The sequence below is a fragment of the Acidithiobacillus sp. TH-A35 genome (assembly GCF_057473505.1).
The window spans coordinates 1-2,810 of the sequence record NZ_JBYCKR010000088.1 but is presented as its reverse complement, the minus strand read 5'-3'; the positions used below and the strand labels follow the sequence as shown (position 1 = coordinate 2,810).

Genomic DNA, 2,810 nt, shown 5'->3' with positions numbered 1-2,810 from the left:
TTGCGTATTCAGGACCGGGCCGGCAACCAGATATTTGCCATCCGCGGTGGCAAAGGCAACGGTCGGATGTCCCTGCAGAGTCGCTTCGATCCCCGTTAATCCACCGGGGCCCGGGAACACCTTCTCGGCCTTGGCCTGCCCATGGGTCACGGATTCCAGCAAGCTTGCCGCAGCGCCGAGGCTGACTCCCGCTCCCATATCGGGCATTACCGCAAAACGTTCCACGACGGCGCCGGTAAGGCCTCCGATGATAAGAAGGCCTGCGGCCAACGCGATGGATTTTTTCTCCATGAGTGAATGCTGTCCTTATGTTTTGGTGGGATGTAACAACAACATGCTGGGATTCTAAACCGGTGCCCATGGTAAAAGCCAGACGACCCCGTCCTGGTAAAGCCGCCCTGATCAGAGAGACCGTGTATCCACCCTTTGTTTCCCATCAGAATAAATGATGCCGGAGCGCCCCCGCTGATTATGGTAGCGGGACTAATGAAAATCCCGGGAGCATGTACTCAGTGTACCCAGCCAGGGACTGAGGTCCTCCATGGCGTCAGCGATAAAATGAAGACTGGCACCCTGGCGCTCCAGCCGGCCGCCGATACCCAGCAGGCGGCCCTGCAGCAGCGGTCGCCGCCAGCCTTCGACCCTTTGCGGCCAGACGATGACATTGATCATACCGGACTCGTCTTCCAGGGTCAGGAATACCGTACCGTGGGCTGTACCGGGACGCTGCCGGTGGGTGACCAGACCGGCGAGACGATCCGGGCGGCCGTGGTGCTGCATGCGCACCTCGGCGATACTGCGATAGCCACTTTGGCCGAGCCGCGTGCGCAGAAAATGCAGGGGATGGGGACCGAGGCTCAGACCCAGTTGCTGATAGTCGGCAACACAGGCGGCGGCAGACGTTTCGACGGGGAGGGCGGGTGCCTGCTCCGGTACGACCGGCATTGGCAATACAGTGGGTGCGGGCAGACTGCCCTGCACCGCCCACAGGGCCTGATGACGGTCCCCCTGCATGCTGGACAAAGCCCCTGCACGTGCCAGTCTGTCCAAGGTGATGGCGGACAGGTCAAGGCTATGACGAAGTACTTCGCTGTGCAGTGCACCGCCCTGCGCTCGCCAATGCAGGAGTTTTTCTGCCTCTTTGGGAGACAGGCCTTTGATCAGACAAAGCCCCAGACGCAGCACGCCATCCTGCACCTTACAGTCCCAGTCGCTGTGGCAGATATCCACGGACAATACCTCAACGCCACGGCGGCGGGCCTCCTGCACAATCTGGGCGGGGGCATAAAAACCCATGGGCTGGCTGTTCAACAGCGCGGCGGTGAATATGGCCGGATGGTGGCACTTGATCCAGGCAGAGGCGTAAACCAGCAGGGCAAAGCTCGCGGCATGGGATTCGGGAAAACCATATTCAGCGAAACCTTGAATCTGTCGGCAAAGGCGCTGGGCGAAGGCCTCGGAATAACCATGTTGACGGAGGCCACTGATGAGGCGGTCGCTGTAAGGGCCAAGATGCCCCTTACGTCGCCAGGCCGCCATGGCCCGGCGCAGGCCATCGGCCTCGTCGCCACTGAAACCGGCGGCCTCGATGGCGATCTGCATCACCTGCTCCTGAAAAATAGGGATTCCCAGGGTGCGCTCCAACACTTTTTTTACTTCCGGGCCGGGATAGCGCACCGGCTCCAGCCCCTGGCGGCGGCGCAGATAGGGATGCACCATATCGCCCTGGATAGGGCCGGGGCGGATGATGGCGACTTCGATCACCAGATCGTAAAAACAGCGGGGTTTGAGGCGCGGCAACATGCTCATCTGCGCCCGCGATTCCACCTGAAAGACGCCCAGGCTCTCACCGCGCTGGAGCATGGCGTAGGTAGCCGGGTCTTCGGCGGGAATATCGGCCAGGGTCAGATGCAGTAGGCTCAGGGCGCGGCGGAGCACACTCAGCATCCCCAGCGCGAGTATATCGACCTTGAGGATACCAAGGACGTCGAGATCGTCCTTGTCCCACTGAATCACCGTGCGCTCTGCCATGGCGGCGGGTTCGATGGGTACCAGGGCATTGAGGGGAGTCGCAGAGAGCACCATACCGCCGACATGCTGGGAGAGATGACGCGGGAAGCCGACCAGTGCATTGACCACGGTGATCAGGCACTGGATGGTCGGGCTGGTGGGGTCGAAGCCCTGCTCCTGCAAACGCTCCGGGCGAATCTGGTGACCATCCCACCAGGCCAGACCTTGGGTGAGGCGCTGAATCTCGACCGGCGCAAAACCGAGGGCACGGGCGGCATCGCGCATGGCGCTGCGCGGCCGGTAGTGGATGATGGTGGCGGTCAGCGCGGCATGGTCCCGCCCGTAGTGCTGAAACACGTACTGGATGACTTCTTCGCGGCGCTCATGCTCGAAATCCACGTCAATATCCGGCGGCTCGCGGCGGTCGCGGGAAATGAAGCGCGCGAAAAGCAGTTGCATCCGGCTGGGATCGACTTCCGTAATGCCGAGGGCATAGCAAATGACCGAATTGGCCGCCGAGCCCCGGCCCTGGCAGAGGATACCGCGCCCCTTGGCGAACCGAACGATATCGTGGACGGTCAGGAAATAGCCGGCGTAATCCAGTTCCCGCACCAGTGCCAGTTCCTCCTCCATTTGCGCAGCGACCGCCGCGGCAATGCCTTCGGGATAACGCCGTTGCAGGCCTTGCCTAGCCAGTTCGGCAAGATAATCATCCCGCTGCTGGCCTGCGGGACAAGTGCCATCGGGGTAGCGATAAACGAGACTATCTAAAGAAAACTGACAACGCTCTGCCACCCGCA

1 protein-coding gene and 1 pseudogene are annotated in these 2,810 nt (G+C 61.6%); both read right to left on the bottom strand.

Annotated elements, in window-relative coordinates; all coding sequences use genetic code 11:
• Positions 1-291: pseudogene (locus tag AC2VNK_RS03365) on the bottom strand (thiol:disulfide interchange protein DsbG); the annotation flags it as partial.
• Positions 292-483: 192 nt separating this feature from the next.
• Positions 484-2,810 (bottom strand): error-prone DNA polymerase (locus AC2VNK_RS03360; RefSeq protein ID WP_486882794.1); only part of this gene is annotated, 2,327 nt, incomplete at its 5' end.